Source organism: Pedobacter sp. Leaf216 (assembly GCF_001421515.1).
GTDB lineage: Bacteria > Bacteroidota > Bacteroidia > Sphingobacteriales > Sphingobacteriaceae > Pedobacter.
Map to the genome: position 1 here is coordinate 215,162 of NZ_LMKM01000003.1, position 14,989 is coordinate 230,150.

12 protein-coding genes are annotated in these 14,989 nt (G+C 37.8%); 3 read left to right on the forward strand and 9 right to left on the reverse strand.

The window, feature by feature from the left end:
* Positions 1-480: 480 nt before the first annotated feature.
* The 6 genes from murA to ASE74_RS02765 all read right to left on the reverse strand — a co-directional run bounded on the left by murA (position 481) and on the right by ASE74_RS02765 (position 7,129).
* Positions 481-1,806: a UDP-N-acetylglucosamine 1-carboxyvinyltransferase gene (gene murA, locus ASE74_RS02740; RefSeq protein ID WP_055903996.1), complete on the reverse strand. Its 1,326-nt coding sequence runs from the start codon at positions 1,804-1,806 to the stop codon at positions 481-483.
* A 93-nt stretch (positions 1,807-1,899) separates the two neighbouring features.
* On the reverse strand, positions 1,900-2,592 hold the full coding sequence (locus ASE74_RS02745) for a DUF4290 domain-containing protein (protein WP_055903785.1): 693 nt from the start codon (positions 2,590-2,592) through the stop codon (positions 1,900-1,902).
* A gap of 639 nt (positions 2,593-3,231) precedes the next feature.
* Positions 3,232-3,729, reverse strand: a complete 498-nt coding sequence (locus ASE74_RS02750) for a histidine phosphatase family protein (RefSeq protein WP_055903788.1) — start codon at positions 3,727-3,729, stop codon at positions 3,232-3,234.
* Entirely contained in the window at positions 3,722-4,753 is a 1,032-nt protein-coding gene (locus ASE74_RS02755) for a glycosyltransferase family 9 protein (protein WP_055903791.1), read from the reverse strand. Before ASE74_RS02755 ends, ASE74_RS02750 begins: the two co-directional genes overlap by 8 nt.
* Before the next feature lie 33 nt (positions 4,754-4,786).
* Complete coding sequence (locus ASE74_RS02760) at positions 4,787-5,389, reverse strand: DUF4254 domain-containing protein (RefSeq protein ID WP_055903794.1); 603 nt, start codon at positions 5,387-5,389, stop codon at positions 4,787-4,789.
* Between the two features lie 60 nt (positions 5,390-5,449).
* Positions 5,450-7,129, reverse strand: coding sequence for a DNA polymerase/3'-5' exonuclease PolX (locus ASE74_RS02765; protein WP_055903797.1), 1,680 nt, complete (start codon positions 7,127-7,129; stop codon positions 5,450-5,452).
* An 89-nt stretch (positions 7,130-7,218) separates the two neighbouring features.
* Between ASE74_RS02765 and ASE74_RS02770 the strand changes: the two genes are divergently transcribed.
* On the forward strand, positions 7,219-7,848 hold the full coding sequence (locus tag ASE74_RS02770) for a hypothetical protein (RefSeq protein ID WP_055903800.1): 630 nt from the start codon (positions 7,219-7,221) through the stop codon (positions 7,846-7,848).
* A gap of 932 nt (positions 7,849-8,780) precedes the next feature.
* Here ASE74_RS02770 and sppA read toward each other — a convergent pair.
* Positions 8,781-10,547: a signal peptide peptidase SppA gene (gene sppA, locus ASE74_RS02775; RefSeq protein ID WP_055903803.1), complete on the reverse strand. Its 1,767-nt coding sequence runs from the start codon at positions 10,545-10,547 to the stop codon at positions 8,781-8,783.
* 40 nt (positions 10,548-10,587) lie between these two features.
* On the opposite strand from sppA, the gene folK reads away from it, so the two are divergent.
* Complete coding sequence (gene folK / locus ASE74_RS02780; RefSeq protein WP_055903805.1) at positions 10,588-11,094, forward strand: 2-amino-4-hydroxy-6-hydroxymethyldihydropteridine diphosphokinase; 507 nt, start codon at positions 10,588-10,590, stop codon at positions 11,092-11,094.
* A gap of 112 nt (positions 11,095-11,206) precedes the next feature.
* Here the strand turns inward: folK and pssA are convergent, their stop codons facing one another.
* Positions 11,207-11,902 (reverse strand): CDP-diacylglycerol--serine O-phosphatidyltransferase, encoded by a 696-nt coding sequence (pssA, locus tag ASE74_RS02785; protein ID WP_055903808.1) that lies wholly within the window; start codon positions 11,900-11,902, stop codon positions 11,207-11,209.
* A gap of 65 nt (positions 11,903-11,967) precedes the next feature.
* Positions 11,968-13,722, reverse strand: a complete 1,755-nt coding sequence (rho, locus tag ASE74_RS02790; RefSeq protein ID WP_055903813.1) for a transcription termination factor Rho — start codon at positions 13,720-13,722, stop codon at positions 11,968-11,970.
* A 425-nt stretch (positions 13,723-14,147) separates the two neighbouring features.
* On the opposite strand from rho, the gene pyrF reads away from it, so the two are divergent.
* On the forward strand, positions 14,148-14,987 hold the full coding sequence (pyrF, locus tag ASE74_RS02795; RefSeq protein WP_055903816.1) for an orotidine-5'-phosphate decarboxylase: 840 nt from the start codon (positions 14,148-14,150) through the stop codon (positions 14,985-14,987).
* Positions 14,988-14,989 lie beyond the last annotated feature (2 nt).

The window sequence follows — 14,989 nt, forward strand, 5'->3', positions numbered from 1 at the left end:
ACTTGTTTCAGGATCTTGTAGCATGAAAGATGCTGAAATAAATTCAGCATGACGATTTTCGTTAAAAACCTGACTAACGATAAAGTCAACCTCCCGGTCGTCACCCTGAATTTATTTCAGGGTTTTAAATGATTTATAGATGCTGAAATAAATTCAGCATGACAATTTTTCAAAAAAATCTTGACTAAAGATAAAACAATCACCCGATCGTCACCCTGAATTTATTTCAGGGTCTTAAGACAAGATAAGATGCTGAAATAAATTCAGCATGACGATTTTCGTTAAAAATCCTGACTAACGATAAAGCAATCTCTTGGTTGTCACCCTGAATTTATTTCAGGGATAAGTTGCTGAAATAAATTCAGCATGACGATATTTATAAAATAAGAATGCCTGAGTAAAATTTTACCCGGGCATTCTTATAATTGATGTTTTTGCTTTGGGTTTTACCGTCTACCCTCCACCTTTACGCCTTTAACCTTAATGGCTTGGTGCATCAGCATTTACACGCTTAATCTGCGCACCTAAGGCACGTAAGCGGGTATCGATGTCCTGATAGCCACGTTCAATCTGTTCGATGTTATAAATGGTCGATTTGCCTTCAGCTGATAAAGCAGCAATTAACAACGAAACTCCCGCTCTAATATCCGGAGAAGTCATGCTGATTCCCCGTAATTTATATTTCTTATCGATACCATTAACGGTAGCACGGTGTGGATCGCACAAAATGATTTGAGCACCCATATCGATTAATTTATCAACAAAGAATAAACGGCTCTCGAACATTTTTTGGTGGATTAAAACGTTTCCTTTCGCCTGTGTGGCCACTACAAGTACAATGCTCAATAAATCGGGTGTAAAACCTGGCCATGGAGAATCGGCAATGGTTAAAATCGAACCATCTATAAAAGTATCAATTTCGTAATGCTTTTGAGAAGGTACATAAATATCGTCGCCTCGGCGTTCTAATTTAATTCCAAGTTTCTTAAAAACCTCTGGTATAACGCCAAGTTCATCATAACACACATTTTTGATGGTGATTTCAGATTCTGTCATTGCTGCCATCCCGATAAATGAACCGATTTCGATCATATCTGGCAGCATTCTATGCTCGGTTCCACCTAAAACAGCTACACCTTCTATGGTTAATAAATTAGATCCAATGCCCGATATTTTTGCGCCCATGCGGTTAAGCATTTTGCAAAGCTGTTGCAAGTATGGTTCGCAGGCGGCATTGTAAATAGTGGTAGTGCCTTTGGCCAAAACAGCCGCCATTACAATATTAGCTGTTCCCGTAACCGATGCTTCATCTAATAAAATATAAGCACCTTGTAAATTGGTTGCATCAACATTAAAGAATGCTTTTTTACTATCATATACAAACTTAGCCCCCAATTTTTCGAAACCGATAAAGTGGGTATCCAATCTTCTGCGCCCAATTTTGTCGCCACCTGGTTTAGGGATTGCTGCTTTACCGAAACGTGCCAATAAAGGACCAACAATCATTATCGAGCCACGCAAACCACCACCTTTAGCTTTAAAGGTATCAGATTCAAAGAAGTTTAAATCAATATTTTTAGCTTCAAAAGTATACGTGTCTTTATTGATGCGTTCAACTGCAACGCCTAAATCGCCAAGCAGTTCAATCAGTTTATTAACATCTTTAATATCTGGAATGTTGCTGATGGTTACTTTCTTTTCTGTCAGCAATACAGCTGATAAAATCTGCAATGCTTCGTTTTTGGCACCCTGAGGGGTAATTTCGCCTTTTAATTTAATTCCGCCTGTTATTTCAAATGCGTTCATATATGCTTTTTTTGCTAACTCGTTCGTCATGTTGAATTTATTTCAGCATCTATTTTAAAGATTCTGAATTAAGTTCAAAATGATGGATGGTTATTAATATTTAGGTTTATTGTTATTGTTCGGCCTGCGGTTATTATTGTTATTATTATTTTGACGGTTTTTTCCGTTGTTGTTATTGTTGTTGCTTCTGCCGCGGTTATTATTGTTGTTGTTACTTTGACGTGGATTTGGTGCCCTAAATTCAACTTTGGCAAGATTTACACCTTCATCAAGAGATAATAATCCGCCTGAAAGGTATTTTAAATCCTTAATAATGGTATCATCACTTACGTTATCTTTATTCCAGGTAACATAAGCCATCTTCATAAAGTTTGCAATGCCCTGAACCATTACTTTTTTATATTCAGGATTTTCTTCCCGCATGGCTTTCTCGATCAGATTTTCAACTGTTTTACCATAGTGTTTATAGGTAATTCTTTGTTGAGGATAGGCCAGAGGCTCTGGTTTGATGTAAGCATTTTCAATCAAAGGTTTTGGGTAAGGACTGTCTACATCAATTTGATAGCCCGAAATAATGTGTAAGTGATCCCAAAGTTTATGTTTAAAATCGGCAACATCGCGCAAATGCGGTTGCAAAAATCCCATCAGGTCGATAACCGCCTGGGCATATTTATTGCGTTCTTCAATGGTGGGCAATTCGCAGATATACTTCACCATATTTTGTACGTTACGGCCATATTCGGATAGAATTAAATGGCTACGCGTAGTATTATAATCAAAATTCATGTACAGATAAATTAATGGATAAATTTTCTGGCGATACGAATTATGAAATAACCAGAGGAGATTAGGTTATGAATTCACCGAAATGTCTATTGCCAGAATTTCGTTTTATATAGTCAAAGATAATAAAATTATTTGATTAGAGATGTTAATATTGGATTCAAAATATATGCTTTAGTTTTTTGGAAACTAGGGTGCAGAAGTTCTTGGCCTTTATTGTCCCGTTATACGCTATAGCCCCGATGAAAAGGATCGGAGGCTGCCGCTACTACCGGGTTTATTTTGCTTCTGGTTGTGCTTTTAGGAGAAACCGTTTCCGTGTAAATCAGTGTTTCCGTGGCGAAAAAAAAATAGTGATAAAGAGAAAGGCGATTCTATCGCTATTAACTTAAGATTTTGCATTACAAATGCAAACCTCGTTACAAACGAGGACTATCGGGTAAAAAATAGTTATAAAGAGCAAAACGATTCTATCGCTATCAACTTAAGATTTTGCATTACAAATGCAAATCTCATCAATCCTCGTTACAAACGAGGACTATTGGGCTATTGGGGCTAAACTAAGACGTTGCATTACAAATGCAATTTTCATTATTTATTCCATGTAAGCTTAGAAGTATTAAAATAGTTCCTTCACCTCAATTACACCTCGTCGCTATTTTTAGGATAATCAAAAAAGATCAGTTCGCCTGTACCTTTGCTTACCATTTGCCATGAATCAAAAGGAAAAGAGATTAATACCATGCCTGCGGTTGGTATGTTATAGATATCTGCCTCACTCAATTCGTTTGCAAAATCTGTAAAACCAGGGTTGTGACCGAATATCACTGCTTTTTCAGCTTCATCATTTAAGCCATTAACTACTTTCAGTAAGGCAGTGGTATTGGCTTCGTAAATAGATTCCTCGAATTGGATCTGATCAATATTATAGGCTTCGGCAAAGAATTTTGCGGTAGATTTTGCTCTTTTTGCCGGACTGCTTAGAATTAAATCTGGTTTGAAACCCCGTTTAACCAACCGCTCTGCCATTTCTGGGGCATTCTCCTTGCCACGTTTATTTAGTGGGCGATCGAAATCTTTTAAATCTAAATTTCCCCAATCCGATTTACCATGTCGGACCAATAATAGTTGCTTAGCCATTTAGTTTCTCTTTGATTTTGTTAACAATTGTTTCAGGTTGAATTAAGTCTATACAGTTTTCAACACCGCACATGCAGGGTTTGTTTCCATAGATAGAATTTGGCCTTGATGGATGATCAATCTGAATACAATCACTTTCCGATTGTCCGTACCCTAAAAAGCCGGCATAAGGATGTGTTGGGCCCCAAACTGATACAACGGTTACGCCCATTAAAGATGCCATGTGCATGCCTGAAGAATCCATGCTTAACATCAGATCGAGGTTCGAAATAATGGCCAGTTCTTCTTTAAGGTTGTAATTACCGATTAAATTATAGGTGTTGGCATATGTTTCAGCCCATTTTTCGGCAACAGTCTGTTCCGATTTTCCGCCACCAAAAATAAATAGATCATAGCCCAAATTACTTAATGAAGCAATTACGACTTCCATTTTTTCTAAAGCGTAAACCTTATAAATGTGCTGCGCAAAAGGGGAGATCCCTATTTTTTTGCTGGTTTTGCCGGTATATAAGTTTTCGGCCTTCGCCGGGATTGGTAGGGGTGATTTAGTAATCTGATGACTCAATTTTATGTTAAATCCCAATGCACGAAAAACGTCGGCATAACGCTCTACCGTTTGGCGAAGGGGTTTAAAAATCTTATTGTGTTCGAGGGTTAGTGCTTTTTTTTCTGCCCTTCCTTTATCTATCCGCTTAATTTTCAATCCTGTTAAACGAAAGAAAGTAGATATCGCCCTGCTTCTTAAATTATCGTGTAAATCGGCAATTGCTGTTGGCTTGTAGCTGCGAAGTTCCTGAGAAAGTTTATACAAGCCATCAATTCCTTTATGATTGGTTTTAGGTTGTATCGCATGAAAGATCAGGTTTGGGATCCCATCAAAAAACGGTTTAAAAGCAGGCCGGCTAACCATGATGATTTCTGCAGATTGGTTTTGCTCAGTAAACTCGCGTAAAACGGATGCAACCATTGCTACATCGCCCATTGCCGAAAAACGTAAAACGATAATTTTTTGGGTTGATGACATGATTTCCGCTTTCAGCTTGGTCTTCTTCTTTTTTTAACCTTTTTTATACAATACCGGGTTTAAACTCGGGTCGTTGTACATTTTCATCTGTTTATACACTTTCATGTATTTTTTGCCTGCTTCAATATCGGCCAATAATTCATCTATACTTGTTGATAAATCATCACGCTGCGATAAGAGTACATTCAATTTTGTTTGGCATTGTGCACGGTGATCTGCTGAAGCACTTTCGCGCGCTGCTTCTTCCTGCATGTGGTAAATTTTTAATGCCAGGATTGAAAGCCTGTCTATTGCCCATGCCGGACTTTCGGTATTGATTTTAGCATCTGGAAGGGGTGAAACTCCCTGATAAAGATTTAAGAAATAGCCATCAATAAATTCGACCATATCAGTGCGTACCTGGTTTTGTGCATCAATTCGTCGTTTCCAGCTTAAGCCTTCAACAGGATCAATCTGAGGATTGCGCACTACATCTTCCATGTGCCATTGCGCTGTGTCAATCCAGTTTTTAACATAAAAAAGATGCTCCAAACTTTCGGCGTCGTACGGGTTTTCAACAGGATGGTCAATATCATCAAACTTGTGGTAGTCTGTAATTACCTGATTAAATATGCGGTTGGCAATTTCACTTATCATGGGGCAAAGTTATGTTTTTTTACCACAGATTTTCACTGTGTTCATCCTTTTCATCCGTGGTTAATTTGGCCTTTTATGATTAAAGTATGCAGCTATCTCCTCTAAAGTAAAAGCATTCAAACATTTATCAGCACTTAAACCACCTTTGCGGGCTACTAAAACACCATAATGCATATCGTGGAAACCTTCGGTTCGGTGTGCATCGGGATTTACAGAAAGCAATACACCTTTTTCTAATGCATATCTGTGCCAGCGCCAATCTAAATCCAAACGCAAAGGATTGGCATTGATTTCGATCACTACTTTGTTTGCTGCACAGGCATCGATAATTTTTTTATAATCGATCGGGTATCCGGCCCTACTTAACAATAAACGACCAGTTGGGTGACCTAAAATTGTGGTGTATGGGTTTTCAATCGCTTTTAACAACCGCGCTGTTGCTTTCGCTTCATCCATGCGCAGGTTACTGTGAACCGAGGCCACTACGAAATCGAATGTTTTTAAAATATCATCCGAATAATCCAATGAGCCATCGCTTAAAATATCGCTCTCAATACCTTTAAAGATTTTAAAAGGGGCTAGTTTTTTATTTAATTCATCAATTTCCTGGTGCTGGCCAAATACGCGCTGTTCATTTAATCCTTTGGCATATACAGCGGTTTTAGAGTGGTCGCAAATGCCTAAATATTGAAGATTTAAGTTTTCTTTGCAGTATACCGCCATTTGTTCGAGGGTATGAACACCGTCGCTCCAGGTAGAGTGGTTGTGCAAACTGCCTTTTAAATCTTTATATTGAATTAATGTAGGTAATTTATTTGCTTTTGCCAGTTCAATCTCGTCGAAATCTTCCCGTAGTTCGGGCGCAATAAATGATAGACTCGCTTTACTGTAAATTTCTTCTTCGCTGGCAAAAGGCCCTTCACCAGCCAAAGCCAAAACCTTTTGCACGTGTTCGGTATTTCCGGTTAGTTTAAACCAGTTCAAATAAAAGTTAGTTTTTTCAACTGTGTAAATTCTTATTCTAAAACCAGCTTCAGTGGTGCAGATGAAAGAATTTTCTGTCTCTATGAGTGAAAGTGGTTCAAAAGCAGGTAAGTTTTGTTTAATGGCATCAATTTGTGCTGCACCGATTACAATTTCTAATTCATCAATAATTTCACAGGCACGGCGGTACTGACCAGCGAAAGCTAAAAGTGCATCAGTTTCAATGTTTGCCGTCCACGCAGATAGTTGAGTAAACAACATTTTGGCAAAACCTTCTACCTGGGCATATAAAAACCGCCCGTTTGCAGCCAGTTTAAATTCGATGGCATTTTTAATTTCTTCCTGGGTTTTTAAACCGAATCCTTTCGCCTCAATTAAGCGGTTTTCGTTACAGGCATAATACAATTCACCAATACTTTCTATCCCCAGTGTGCGCCAGATGATGAAAATCTTTTTCGGTCCGATGCCCTTTATGGCCAGCATTTCTACTACTCCTTCAGGCGTTTTTTCCAGAATTTCGTTCAACTCTTTCAGCTCTCCCGTTTGTAAAAGCTCAATAATTTTGGAAGCCAATCCTTTACCAATACCATCAATTTTGTCAATTTCATCAACAGGTTTATCCTTTAAAGCCACTGGCAATTTGTCTATTTTGAAATAGGCATTTGCTACAGATTTTATTTTAAAAGGATTTTCTTCATGCAGTTCCATGAGCTGCGATAAAAGGCGTAAGGTGCGGGCGATGGTTTTATTTTCCATAAGGGGGTAAAATTAGGAAATAATGCCTCAAATCTTGTTCAGTGCTTATAAATTAAAACACAATTTTAGTAAAGTGTTGTTTTACACTCATGAAAAATATAAAATTTGCACTCTTAGGGTTATTTATAGGATTGGCGGCATGTAAATCCAACACTAAATCAGGTGAAATCAAGGCTGATTCATCAGCTAAAACAACTGCTGCTTCAGTACAAACTTTAGATGAACGATTTTTAATTGTAGCTGGTCGTGCTGTTGGCGAAATTACGCTTGGCGAAGATATGGAGCAGGTTGGGAAAAAGTTAGGAAGGCCAAATGCAGGTGATGCCGCAATGGGAAAAGCCTGGGGCATTTGGTACAGCGATGATTCTACGGGGAAACAGCGCAACGAAATTGCCGTATATTCTTCCTATCGCGATACGAGCATGCGGATGAAAGATGTTAAACAAATCAGAATTACTTCAGATAAGTTTAAAACCCGGGATGGCCTGACAGCTGGTAGCACGATTGAAGAAACAAAGAAGATGTTCCCAGCTATTGAAAAACTCTCAGCCTATTTAAATGCAGATAAAGATACTGTTGCCGTTTATGATGCTAAAAAAGAGGGCATAGGCTTTGAATTTTCAAATGGCAGAAGTATTTCCATCACTGTTCATCCCGTAAATACTTCGGTTAATGCTACTTACCTTACTTTGCATCCGGAGTGGAAGTTGATAGAATAAAAAAGAAGTTAATTAGCTCATAGCTCAATGGTTCATGGTCAATTGCTTGCGAGGACATATAACACGGTTATTGGCTATTTTACCATGGACCAGACAAATGATCTGGAGTTTTTCTGCCCATATTAAAGGAACAATATTGCTTATTTTTCTTTTGGGCGTTACCCAAGCTACGCAAGGGGCGGGCTTTTCAGGGCTGCGCTACGCTCCGGTACCGATGAAAAATCGGCACTGAACCCTTACAATCCCTAACGCAAACCCCGCGTTTAATGAAACCTATAATTGCAAAACCCCGCAGGTTATCTTGCTCTGCTGAGTTTATATTATTTATCCGGTCAATACTTGAGTTAATGCTACATACCTTAATTTGCATCCGGATTGGAAGTTGATAGAGTAGAAAGAAGTTAATTAGCTTATAGCTCAATGGTTCATGGTCAATTGCTTGCCGTAACATACATGGCTATCAGCTATTTACTATGGACTATTAACGATATATCCATTTTATAAATAACCTCGCAGGTTTTGGTGCTCTGCTATGTTTACATTATTTTCATCCGGTCAATACTTCGGTTAATGCTACTTACCTTACTTTGCATCCGGAGTGGAAGTTGATAGAATAGAAAAGAGGTTAATTAGATCATTGCTAAATGGTTCATGGTCCATTTCTTGCGGTTAAATATATGGCTATCAGCTATTTACTATGGACCAGACAAATGATCTGGTGTTTTTCTATCTATTTTAAAGGAACGATGTTGCTTATTTTTCTTTTGGGCGTTACCCAAGCTACGCAAGGGCGGGCTTTTCAGGGCTGCGCTACGCTCCGGTACCGATGAAAAATCGGCACTGAACCCTTACAATCCCTAACGCAAACCCAGCGTTTAATGAAACCTGTTATTACAAATCCCCGCAGGTTTTTTGGTCTGCGGGGTTTTATGTTATTTAATTACAGCTTCAAAAGGCATTCGGGCCTGAATTCCTGAACTTGCTATAACCTTTTTCATTTGCTGGTAAAGCATGTAATTGTCGCCAAGTTCTTGTTTAGTGTAATAGGTTTTAACCTTATCAGTACCTTCATCCATCAACGATTTCCATGGATCAATAACATCAGGGTATTCTACCACCTTATATTTTGTCAGTTTAGCTTTTTTAGCTGCTGCTTTAACCGCATCGTTAAAACTTCCTATTCTATCTGCTAAACCAATTTGTACGGCATCAGTTCCAATCCAAACGTGGCCACCGCCAATACTGTCGATATATGCTTTGCTTTTCTTTCTGCCATCGGCCACTCTGCTTACAAAACCGCTGTAAATCCGGTTCAATTCATTCTGAATAATAAATCGCTCACCTGCTGTCATAGGGCGGTTAGTAGCCATAATATCGGCATATTTACCTGTTTTAACCCCATCAAAGGTAATTCCTAACTTGTTGGTCATTAAGTTTTGAAAGTTAGGGATAATGCCAAACACACCAATAGAGCCAGTAATTGTATTTGGCTGAACAAAAATACTATCTGCTGCACAGCCGATGTAATAACCACCAGATGCGGCCACATCTCCAAAAGAGGCAATAACAGGTTTTTCTTTTTTGGTGAGTACAATCTCTCTCCAAATCACATCCGAAGCCAAAGCGCTACCTCCGGGAGAATTTACACGCAAAACAACAGCTTTAATATCATCATCTAAACGTGCTTTTCTGATGGCTCTCGAAATACGTTCCGAACCTATCTGGTTATCAGAACCTTCGCCGCCATTAATTTCACCATTTGCATAAATTACTGCTACTTTATCTTTTCCTTCACCGGTATCGGTGTTGTTTTTTGCATAATCGTTAATGCTAACCGAACGGATGTTTTCACCCCTGGTTCGGCCTGATAATCCTTTTAATTCTTCTAAAATCTGATCTTTATACTTTAATGCATCAATCATCTTAAAGTTTACCGCATCCTGTGGCTGTTGTACTTTATAGTTATCAGCAATGCTGTATAAACTGTCTTTTTCAATGTTTCTGCTCTGTGCAATGTCGCTTAAAAAAGTGTTATACAAACCACCAACATAAGCGGTAACCTGTTTGCGGTTATAATCGCTCATTTTATCCAAAATAAATGGCTCAACAGCACTTTTATAGTTTCCTACGCGGATAACCTGCATTTCTACACCAACTTTTTCCAATGTTCCTTTAAAAAAAGTAAGTTCTGAGCTAAATCCTTTAAATTCTAATGCCCCCTCTGGATTTAAATATACTTTATCTGCTACTGATGCCAGATAATAAGCACCTTGTGTATATACTTCGCTATATGCGATAATTTTTTTATGTGATTTTTTAAAATCAATCAATGCATTCCTCACCTCGCGTAAGGTGGCATAACCAGCATTCGGACTGCTTACATTTAGGTAAATACATTTGATATTATCATCTGTTTTTGCTTTCTGTACCGCTTTTAAAAAGTCGTTTAAACCAATGCCGTCTTTTTCTTCACTACCAACTATTGGCAGGTTTCCGAAAGGGTTTTTTGGTGTACGTTCTGTAATGGGCTGGTCTAAATTTAAAAACAGTACCGAATTGTTCGATACTACAACTGTTTTATCGCTATCGATAGATGATATGGCACCTACAAAAATTACGAAGCAGATAATAAATATAATCACCATCGATAAGAAAAAGCCCAACATTGAGGCAAATAAATACTTAAAGAATTCTCTCATTTAAATGTTTTAATTTTGTGCTGTAAAGATATAAAAATACATGATGCTTAATAAAGCTTTAGAGTACCACACTGCTTATTTGTTACTTGGTGGAAATTTAGGGGATAGGGAAGGAAATTTAAAAAAAGCCATCGAACTTTTAAATGATAAAATTGGCAAGGTAACATCTGTTTCATCCCTTTATGAAACGGCTGCCTGGGGTAAAACCGATCAACCAGCTTTTTTAAACCAGGCGGTAGCGTTGGAAACTCATTTAAGTGCATTAGCAGTTTTGGATTTAGCGTTGGATATTGAACAGGAATTGGGCAGGGTTAGAAAAGATAAATGGGGCGAACGTTTGATTGACATTGACCTTATCTTATTTGGAAATCAAGTCATCAATATTCCCGATAAACTTCAGGTGCCACATCCTCACATGCAAATAAGGAAATTTGTAATGGAACCCTTGGCAGAGATTGCACCAGATGTTGTACACCCTGTACTGGGCGAAACAATGCTATCAATATGCCGCAACATCGAAGATCAACTGGAGGTTAAAAAGCTTTGATTTTATAAATTAATAATGATGATCTTCTGTTGATGTAAGTATAAGCGGAGTAAAAGGATTTTATTAATGAAAATCAAAAGAGATTACCTGCTCTGCTTGACCTTTTTCTTAATTATACCTTATTATTCTCACTAGCTCCCTTAAAATGCAGAAAAGATAAAACAATATATAAAACCAGCACAAACGGAATTGCAGCAAATTTTAATGCGGCAATTAATACGGCTGATAGGATAAGAAAGATAAACTTAATTTTATTTTTTGCCCAGCTGAGATTGCTGAATTTTAATGAAAATATTTTGATTTCGCTTACCAGTAAAAAACTCGTTATAGCAGTAATGGCGATAAGTAAAATACTGGAAGAAACAATTTGAGGATAATCTTTGGCAATAAAAGGCAATGAACAGATAAATAAGGTATTCATTGGCGTATTTAAACCAATAAAATCTTCTGTCTGCCTTTCATCATTGTTGAATTTAGCCAAACGCAAGGCTGAAAAAATAGTAATCAGAAAACCTAAATAAGGGAGGTAATCAGATGAATAATCGCTTGCTTTTAAAAGGTGGAACATAATTACACCAGGTAAAAAACCAAAGCTTACCATATCTGCCAAAGAGTCGAGATCTTTACCGATTGCCGATTTAACATTTAATAAACGGGCAACCATTCCATCAAAAAAATCGAAAATTCCTGAAAAAATAACGAAATAAGCTGCGGTTTCTAAATTTCCTTTAAATGCAAAAACGATTCCGATACAGCCTGATAAAAGGTTTGCACAGGTAATCGCATTAGGGAGATGTTTTTTTAGCATGGGGTTGGGCGCTAGGCGCGTGGGGTTTGAAACGCTTTACTCCAAACCCCAAACGCTAAACTTATTTAGCTATTCATCGAAATTAAGAACTCTTCGTTGCTTTTTGTTCCTTTAATTTGAGATTGAACAAATTCCATCGCTTCCTGACTGTTCATATCAGCAAGGTGGTTACGTAGAATCCATACACGTTGTAAAATATCTCTGTCAAGTAATAAATCATCACGGCGGGTACTCGATGCAGTAATATCGATAGCAGGGAAAATACGTTTGTTAGATAATTTACGGTCTAACTGTAACTCCATGTTACCGGTTCCTTTAAATTCTTCGAAAATTACTTCGTCCATTTTAGAACCTGTATCGGTTAATGCAGTAGCTAAAATGGTTAATGATCCACCATTTTCGATGTTACGTGCCGCACCAAAGAAACGTTTAGGTTTATGCAATGCATTTGCATCAACACCACCTGATAATATTTTACCTGATGCTGGTGCAGTTGTATTGTAAGCCCTTGCCAAACGGGTAATCGAATCTAAAAGGATTACCACATCATGGCCGCTTTCTACCAAACGTTTAGATTTTTCTAAAACAATATTGGCAATTTTAACATGGCGCTCGGCCGGTTCATCAAAAGTTGAGGCAATAACCTCAGCCCTAACACTGCGTGCCATATCGGTAACCTCTTCAGGGCGTTCATCAATCAATAAAATAATTAAATAAACTTCCGGGTGGTTTTTGGCAATTGCATTGGCAACTTCTTTCAATAAATTGGTTTTACCTGTTTTTGGTTGCGCTACAATTAAACCACGCTGTCCTTTACCAATTGGTGTAAATAAATCCATAATACGGGTAGAGTAGTTACTGTTATCCGTAAATAAATTTAATTTTTCGGTAGGGAAAAGCGGTGTTAAATAATCGAAAGGAACACGGTCGCGAACCTCGGCAGGGATTCTGCCATTGATGGTTTCAACACGAACCAATGGGAAATATTTTTCGCCTTCTTTTGGCGGACGGATGCTACCTTTTACAGTATCTCCGGTTTTTAAGCCAAAAAGTTTTATTTGCGACTGTGATACATAAATATCATCAGGAGAGGTTAAATAGTTATAATCTGCAGAGCGTAAGAAACCATAACCATCAGGCATAATTTCTAAAACACCCTCGTTTGTAATTACATTATCGAAATCAAGGTTTGAATAACTGTTTTCATTTTTGTGGTGATTGCCTCCGCCTGGTTGCTTTTGCGGGCGGTTTTCATCACGTTGTTGTTTTTCCTGTTTCTCTTTTGGCTCTTGTTTTTGTTTTGGCGCTACAGGCAGTACTTCTGCACTTTCTTCAATTAAAGCTGAGATGGGTTTTACACTTTCCTCAGATTCGACAATTCTGTCTGGCTGCTGATGGTGTTGCGGCTCATCAAACAAAGTTACGGCATCTCTTCTTCTTTCAATTGGAGCTGCAGGTTCATCTTTACTTAACCGTGCTCTCTTTTTAACTGGCTTATCTGCAACAACAGGTTTATCTGCTGCAACAGGCTTATCAGCCACGGTTGCGTTTTCTGCTACTGCTACAGAAGCGGCAGCGGCTGCAGCAACTTTAGAAGTTTTTGTAGCTTTTGTTTTAGGTGCAGGAGTTGCTGCAACAGGTTCAATTTCGCTATAAGGGTCTGCACCGGCTTTAGCGGCATTTATAATTTCTTGTTGGTGTAAAAGAACCTCAACAAGGTCGATTTTTCTTAGGGAGTCGGCACCTTCAATGCCATAGCTTTTTGCTAGCTCACGTAATTCTGTTGTGAGCTTATCATTTAATTCTGTTTTACTAAACATTCTAAATATATATGTTTCAAGAAATTTTTCATTTGTTTATAACGGATGTTTTCTGTTATAAATCTACACAGGCTTAAATATATTTGTGTTAGCGTATGCCCGGCAGTTTCATTGTGTATAAGTTCTTAAGGCTATAAAACATTAAATGAGTTCATTAGAGAAAATGCTCACATTGTTTCATAATTGTTTATAAGCTGAATAAAAAGCAAATTTTGCTTTTAAAAAATGGTAACAAAAAACAAGTCTTGATAAATTTTTCTGGGATATTCAGATAAACGGTTGAGAAATTATGTTGCAATTGTATGTATTTGAAACGTAATCTGCAAGCAAAAGTTTAAAATGTTTATAAAAATATTTCATGTGAGGATTATTTTGTCGCTCAGAAAACTTAAAAATCTTCATATTTGCAGCAAATAAGCCCATATATGACCAAGCAACAACTTTTCGAGCAGATACAAAAAAAACGTTCTTTTTTATGTGTCGGATTAGATTCTTCGTTAGATAAGATTCCAAAACACCTGTTGAAGTACGAAAATCCAATTTTGGAATTCAATAAACAAATCATCGATGCAACAAAAGATCTGTGCGTAGCTTACAAACCAAATACTGCCTTTTATGAGTGTTATGGAAAAAAGGGTTGGGAAACATTAATAGAAACCTGGAAATATATTCCGGAAGATATTTTTTCTATTGCAGATGCAAAACGTGGCGATATTGGCAACACTTCGGCCATGTACGCCGAAACATTTTTTAATGCTGCATCTTCCGAAATGAGTTTCGATTCGGTAACTGTAGCACCTTATATGGGAAGCGATTCGGTTACTCCGTTTCTAACTTTCAAAAATAAATGGGTAATTCTATTGGCTTTAACATCAAATGCAGGCCATGCCGATTTTCAATTGCAGGAGATTAGTGAGGATAAACTTTTCGAAAAAGTAATTAAAACCTCCCAAACCTGGGCCACAGATGAACAGATGATGTATGTTGTAGGGGCAACGCGTGGTGCCGCATTTGGCGATGTACGAAAACTTGCACCAGATCATTTTCTTTTGGTACCAGGTGTTGGCGCACAAGGTGGCGATTTAAATGAAGTATGTAAATATGGATTAAATTCGCAATGTGGCTTACTGATCAACTCTTCTCGAGGAATTATTTATGCCGGTAATGGAGAAGATTTTGCCGAAAAAGCAAGGGAAGAAGCATTGAAACTGCAAAAAGAAATGGAGCAAATTCTCATTACTGCTGAACTAGTTAACCACAGATAAAA

Bases quoted from the DNA above. Each gene is read 5' to 3' on its own strand.
- murA (WP_055903996.1), bottom strand. From the start codon at position 1,806: ATGAACGCATTTGAAATAACAGGCGGAATTAAATTAAAAGGCGAAATT.
- ASE74_RS02745 (WP_055903785.1), bottom strand. From the start codon at position 2,592: ATGAATTTTGATTATAATACTACGCGTAGCCATTTAATTCTATCCGAA.
- ASE74_RS02750 (WP_055903788.1), bottom strand. From the start codon at position 3,729: ATGGCTAAGCAACTATTATTGGTCCGACATGGTAAATCGGATTGGGGA.
- ASE74_RS02755 (WP_055903791.1), bottom strand. From the start codon at position 4,753: ATGTCATCAACCCAAAAAATTATCGTTTTACGTTTTTCGGCAATGGGC.
- ASE74_RS02760 (WP_055903794.1), bottom strand. From the start codon at position 5,389: ATGATAAGTGAAATTGCCAACCGCATATTTAATCAGGTAATTACAGAC.
- ASE74_RS02765 (WP_055903797.1), bottom strand. From the start codon at position 7,129: ATGGAAAATAAAACCATCGCCCGCACCTTACGCCTTTTATCGCAGCTC.
- ASE74_RS02770 (WP_055903800.1), top strand. From the start codon at position 7,219: ATGAAAAATATAAAATTTGCACTCTTAGGGTTATTTATAGGATTGGCG.
- sppA (WP_055903803.1), bottom strand. From the start codon at position 10,547: ATGAGAGAATTCTTTAAGTATTTATTTGCCTCAATGTTGGGCTTTTTC.
- folK (WP_055903805.1), top strand. From the start codon at position 10,588: ATGATGCTTAATAAAGCTTTAGAGTACCACACTGCTTATTTGTTACTT.
- pssA (WP_055903808.1), bottom strand. From the start codon at position 11,902: ATGCTAAAAAAACATCTCCCTAATGCGATTACCTGTGCAAACCTTTTA.
- rho (WP_055903813.1), bottom strand. From the start codon at position 13,722: ATGTTTAGTAAAACAGAATTAAATGATAAGCTCACAACAGAATTACGT.
- pyrF (WP_055903816.1), top strand. From the start codon at position 14,148: ATGACCAAGCAACAACTTTTCGAGCAGATACAAAAAAAACGTTCTTTT.